Source organism: Desulfonatronospira sp. (genome assembly GCA_003563255.1).
Classification (GTDB): Bacteria; Desulfobacterota; Desulfovibrionia; order Desulfovibrionales; family Desulfonatronovibrionaceae; genus Desulfonatronospira.
The window spans coordinates 1-5,555 of record PWSL01000371.1; the positions used below are offsets into that span (position 1 = coordinate 1).

4 protein-coding genes are annotated in these 5,555 nt (G+C 49.0%); 2 read left to right on the forward strand and 2 right to left on the reverse strand.

Features of this window, described 5'->3' with window-relative positions; all coding sequences use genetic code 11:
- Positions 1-237 precede the first annotated feature (237 nt).
- Entirely contained in the window at positions 238-852 is a 615-nt protein-coding gene (locus tag QZP87_RS10880; RefSeq protein WP_291322948.1) for a hypothetical protein, read from the forward strand.
- Positions 853-1,290: 438 nt separating this feature from the next.
- The gene (locus QZP87_RS10885) at positions 1,291-1,953 is read left to right on the forward strand and encodes a thymidylate synthase (protein WP_291322949.1); all 663 of its coding nucleotides are present in this window, start codon (positions 1,291-1,293) and stop codon (positions 1,951-1,953) included.
- A 184-nt stretch (positions 1,954-2,137) separates the two neighbouring features.
- Here the strand turns inward: QZP87_RS10885 and QZP87_RS10890 are convergent, their stop codons facing one another.
- Positions 2,138-3,646 (reverse strand): BCCT family transporter, encoded by a 1,509-nt coding sequence (locus QZP87_RS10890; protein WP_291322950.1) that lies wholly within the window; start codon positions 3,644-3,646, stop codon positions 2,138-2,140.
- Complete coding sequence (locus QZP87_RS10895) at positions 3,636-4,493, reverse strand: universal stress protein (RefSeq protein WP_291322951.1); 858 nt, start codon at positions 4,491-4,493, stop codon at positions 3,636-3,638. Before QZP87_RS10895 ends, QZP87_RS10890 begins: the two co-directional genes overlap by 11 nt.
- Positions 4,494-5,555: the final 1,062 nt, after the last annotated feature.

Genomic DNA, 5,555 nt, shown 5'->3' on the forward strand with positions numbered 1-5,555 from the left:
CCCTACAAACATGCAAGCAAGGATTTTTTTCTTTTTTGTGGCTCCAGCTACATTTTTTAAGAAGCGGCTGGAGCCGCAAGAACTAAACGTTCCCAGGCTGGAGCCTGGGAACGAGAGGTAACCACGAACGAAGAACCAGGAACCAGGAACCGATTTTTACGACCAACATGTTTGTTTGAAATTTGTGCTAAGCGCCTAAACAGATACTTAACAGCTTGATTTTACGGAGTTTTTGATATGGGAATGTTTGACTCTTTTATTATCGATATTGATGGACAGGAGATTGAGCTGCAATCCAAGAGGTTTGATCAATCCCTGCAAGTGTACTCTTTAGGCTCCGTGATCAGCGGTGCCCAGCCGGGGGTTTGCGTCTATTTCGATGAGGTGGACCTGGATGAGTCCGGCAGAATGGTATTTCAGAAGCAGGAGGCCCATAGAAACTTCATTGTTTTTATTGTACTGGTGTCAAGCGTATTCGTGGATTATAAAGTAGTTCATGAAAGACGAAAAAATGCAGCAATAGAATTTCAAATCCAGTCGCTCAAGGAAAAATGGAGCGATACTAAACAGTTTATAGATTTTTTAATTCAGGCTTTGGCAAAAAAACAGCACAAGGTGCAAACCCTGGAACATCGTATAAGGCAGGGCCTGCATATTATTCAGGAAGTCCGCAATAAACAGGCAGGAGAGCCTGTTCATAATTTCCTGGGTTTTTCCCGGTGGCTCAAGAGAATAGAAGAAGGAGATGATCCCCTGGAAGTAATCCAGGACTGCCTGGAAAAAAGTGAACCGCTGTTCTCATCGGTTCATGATCCAGCGGAAAAAGATGCTTTGGAAGCTTATCGGCTCTAAGACCTGTACCCGGGCGTGCCGGGACCAGAATAATAAGGCTATCGGCACATATTCGGGAATATGATGTCGTTACCAAATAGGTAACTGGGATGATGTGACTGCAAAAAGTCATTTTTGCAGTCACAGACGTCACAGATCAGAGGTCCCCAGTGAAATCCCTTCGGGAACTCAAAGGAGTTATTTCATCACGCCACAGGCGTGACAGGCAGTAAAATCAAAGAGTTATGTATATTGTTGATTTGTGAATTTTTCATTCCCCGACTTTTTGCAGGTGCATCTGGGATTGTCCGCAGGCCCTTATCCGGCCTTGAGAATGGATATCTTTTGGGACTTGAACCGTGGGGACAAGGTTCTCAGCATTTGATTTTTGCGCCATTACATGACATGCTCGGCAGCAATAATGCATCACTAAAAAACTACTCTCAAGGCTGCTTATTTATGATCCAGCATATCAGCATCACAGCTACAGATATTCCTGATGCCTGGTTTCAGGCACTTTACGCCATTATTGATCATGGCTGTAAGTATACCATCCAGCACGGCTCCATGGTGGGCGAAGAAAGACAGGAGTTCGACTTTGTCACCGTGCTAATAGAAAACCCGTACATGGAACCGTGGGATTTGATGCTGCCCCAGGTGCCGCCTCATCTCGGGATTCCAAACCCTGTTGAGAACGGTTACGTGGAACAGTACATGCCGTATCTCATGTCCCCGCAAAAGGAACCCGGAGAAGACTACACCTACGGGGAGCGACTGTACCAGCAGATGTTGCACTGGACTGAAAAATTCAACCAGACCTGGAACACCAACCAGGCAATCCTGCAGGTGGGCCGGCCGGAGGATTACCTTCTAAACGATCCTCCATGCCTGCGTCATATCGATATGCGCATAAGGGACGGGAAGTTGGTGTTTTATCCATATTTCCGGTCCTGGGACCTGTGGGGAGGTTTTCCGGCGAACCTGGCCGGCATTGCTGTGCTGCAGAAATTCATGGCGGACGGTATCGATCAGGTGGAGCCGGGTCCAATATTCGCCTCGTCCAAAGGTCTGCACATCTACGGTTATGCCCAGGAACTGGCCAGAATCAGAACCTGCAGGTAAGATACCCCTAAGGCGGGCTATGCCCGCAACCCAGTTATCTGTTATTTGTTAATTGTTAATAGCACTACAGCGAAACTTATGATTGACCTGCGGGGACTGGCTCTCCCCGCACTTATTTTTTCCAATAAAACCAAGATCATTTTTAATAAAAATAAGTGCGGTGGTGCCTGTCCCCAACTGACAATCATTCCTGTCTCTCATACCGAAACTCGTAGCGTAAACCTCTTAGCAGGCAGGCGCACATGAGAAGCATGATGGCTGAAAAGGGCAGGGCCGCTGCAATGGCCATGCGCTGCAGTCCTTCCAGGCCCCCGGCCAGGAGCAGTATGGCTGCGGTTACGGCAACGGTAAGTCCCCAGACGATTTTTTTGCCTGTGGGAGGGTCGGCCTTACCCCTGGAGGTCATGAGGCTCAGAACAAAGGTGGCTGCATCCGCCGAAGTCACGAAAAAGATCACCAGGAGAAGTATTGTGATGAGGGTGAGTACTGCACTCAAGGGAAAAAACGCATAGAGGTGAAAAAGACCGGTGGAAATATCCTGAGCCACAGCAGCGGCTATGCCCGCATCATTGCCCAGTTCAAGGCTGAAGGCGGTCCCGCCGAACACGCTGAACCAGACAAAGGTAAGCCCGGTGGGAATAAGAAGGGCCCCGGTAATAAACTCACGAATTGTCCTGCCCCGGGAAATGCTGGCGATAAAAAGACCCACGAATGGAGACCAGGAGATCCACCAGGCCCAGTAGAAAAGGGTCCAGTCCTGAGTCCATTCCAGGCCGATGAATGGGTTGGCGGTGAGGCTTATATTGAAAAGGGCGGTGATGTAGTCGGAAGCCGTGCTGATGAAGATATTCAGGATCATGTTGGTGGGGCCCAGCACGAGCATGAATGCAAGGAGCAGTACAGCGAGCATGACATTGCCTTTGCTCATTATCTGCATACCCTTGTCCAGCCCGGCCAAGCTGGATCCCATGAAGATGATCGTAATAATGCCGATGATGACCAGTGTACTGAAGATATCGGCCTCAAAGGGAAGTATTGAAGCCAGGCCGCTGTTGATCTGCATGGCCCCCAGGCCCAGGGAGGTCACAATGCCGAATACCGTGGCGAACACTGCAAGGATGTCAATTAAGTAGCCGGCGAACCCGTTGATTCTGTCTCCGATTAGAGGGTAAAAGCAGCTGGAGATGAGCGGCGGCATTCCCCGCCTGAAGGAGAAATAGGCTATGCACAGGCTCATTACAACATACACCGCCCACGGATGCACCCCCCAGTGAAAAAAGCTGTGCAGCATGGCGAACCTGGCCGCCTCGGGCGACCTTGGCTCTATATATCCGGGCGGGTGCATGTAGTGACTCATGGGCTCGGCCACACTCCAGAATATCAGCCCGATGCCCATACCTGCGGCAAAAAGCATACTGGCCCAGCCGAAATAGGAAAATCTGGGTTTTTCATAGTCCATACCAAGTTTGATATGGCCGTACTTGCTAAGAGCCATGTACAGGCTGAAGACAAGAAACATAAACGTAGCAATTAAATAAAACCAGCCGAAATTGCTGATGATTTTTCCGTGCAGCCAGGCAGACCATCTGTCCAGGGCCTCGGCGGAGAATATGCCCGCCAGGATCACCAATAGAATGGCCAGCAACGATATCACGAATACTATGTTGCGTTTAAGAATGCTTTTAAGTTCCATGGAAGCCGCTATCCTTGTTGTTTTGTGAAAAAGGCAGCCTGCAGGCAACGGGTATAATGAAAACACTGCGCCCGGCCCTGTGGGGCAGAATTTCCGCAGTAGAGCCCATCATCCGGCTTACGGTGTCGGCTCTGTCCGACTTGCCCACAACAATGAGATCAGCATCAAGCATTGCCGCCTGTTTGACGATCTGCTTGCGGGCCTGACCAATGGTCTCAATGGTCTGAACACTGTCATAAGCATGGGCGCATTGACGGGCCAGGGCATTTAGGCTGCCCAGAACGTTTTTTCTGCGTTTTTCTTCTGTGGCCGGATCAGGGGCCCTTTCCCCCACGTGGAGGATATTGAGCTTGCTGGCCGTAAACCTGCGGTCCACCAGGTAAGGCAGGACGGCCGCATCGGTATGCTTGAAATCAGTGGCGTATAAGACCTGCTCCATGTTGGCTGAGGATCTGAACAGGCCGGGATTGTAAATAAACACAGGGAGATTGCTCAGTCGGAGTATGTCCGAGTCGATATTTCCAAACAGGGCATTGCGGAAAAGTGACTTGGGCATCCAGAAAATGGCTATAAAGCCCGCTTTTTTTTCTTCAGCGGTCTCGATGATGCTGGTGGGGACATGGCCGCTGAGAATATGCGTATATACGTTGAAACCGAAATTAACGGCGTCTTTGGAGGTTTTTTCCAGCTGTTCCTCAATTTCGCGCCTATGCTGGGAAGTGATTTTTGGAGTCGCATGGATAAGGTGAATATCCCTGGTACCGAAATTGCCCAGAAACTCGAACATGTGCACCAGCTTTTTCCGGGGTTCCTTTAGACTGATTTTGACCGCAGCTCTTTGAAGCACTTTGGTCTCCTTTATTTAGTCGCGACCACGGGGTGTTGAATTATTTTTTTATTAAGTACCTACAGCAGGAATTATTCGTTCAACAAAGAAATGTCATTGCAAATGAAGATGAAGATTTAGTCAAGCAGACAAGTTAGATTGCCGGAAATTTTATGGAAACATGGCCAAATATGAGGGGTTCCTTAAGCTGGTTTTTCACTGGCGCAACCATTCAGGGGGGCAGATACCGGCCAGGGGACAGTCCCCGCGATATTTTCCCTCACAAAAAAAATCACAACCGCGAAATTTTGTGAAGTTGCACAATCTTACATAGCCGGGAAGTATCTGTTTAGCGCTTTGCATGTAGCAGGGGGACTGGCTCTTACGGGATCCACTTGTCCCAGAAAATGAGTCATTCTGAGCATAACATGATGCTCAAGCTGGTCACGGAGTGCCTGTCCCCTGTTTCCTTAAAAGCGCTGAACAGATACGCCGGGACATTCCCCCAGGCCTTTTCTAAACAGATACAAGAAAACCAAGACGTTTTGCCCACGGTACTACTATGGAAGACAGCTGGCCGGCACCCACCTGGTGACAGGCGTTGTAAAGGCAACCGGCAATAATGAAAAATGTAGGACGATTATTACCTTGACTCATGAAAAATAACACTGCTATATTCAATTTATCACCATCAGTTAAGCCTTGTATCTGTTTAGCGCTTTTAAGGAAAGCAGGGGACAGGCACCCCCGCACTTATTTTTCTGAAGGATGATTAGCACTACAGCGAAACTTATGATTGACCTGCGGGGACTGGCTCTTTTCTTATTGTTCCCACGCTCTGCGTGGGAACATTCCCCGGACGCTCCGCGTCCACAATAAGTGCGGGGGTGCCTGTCCCCAATTGAGGCAGGCATAAAATTTTATAAGTTTCGCTGTAGTGTTAGCAAGTTTAAAATAAGTGCGGGAGAGCCAAGTCCCCATGCCACATCCAAAGCTCTAAACAGATACTAAGCCATTGTTTCCGTATGGCACAGATGACTATACTGCTGCGCAAGACAGGTCTGTCAGCGGCAGGACAACAAG

What these genes read in the sequence shown, in the direction of transcription:
- QZP87_RS10880 (WP_291322948.1), top strand. Translation starts at nt 238, where the DNA reads ATGGGAATGTTTGACTCTTTTATTATCGATATTGATGGACAGGAGATT.
- QZP87_RS10885 (WP_291322949.1), top strand. Translation starts at nt 1,291, where the DNA reads ATGATCCAGCATATCAGCATCACAGCTACAGATATTCCTGATGCCTGG.
- QZP87_RS10890 (WP_291322950.1), bottom strand. Translation starts at nt 3,646, where the DNA reads ATGGAACTTAAAAGCATTCTTAAACGCAACATAGTATTCGTGATATCG.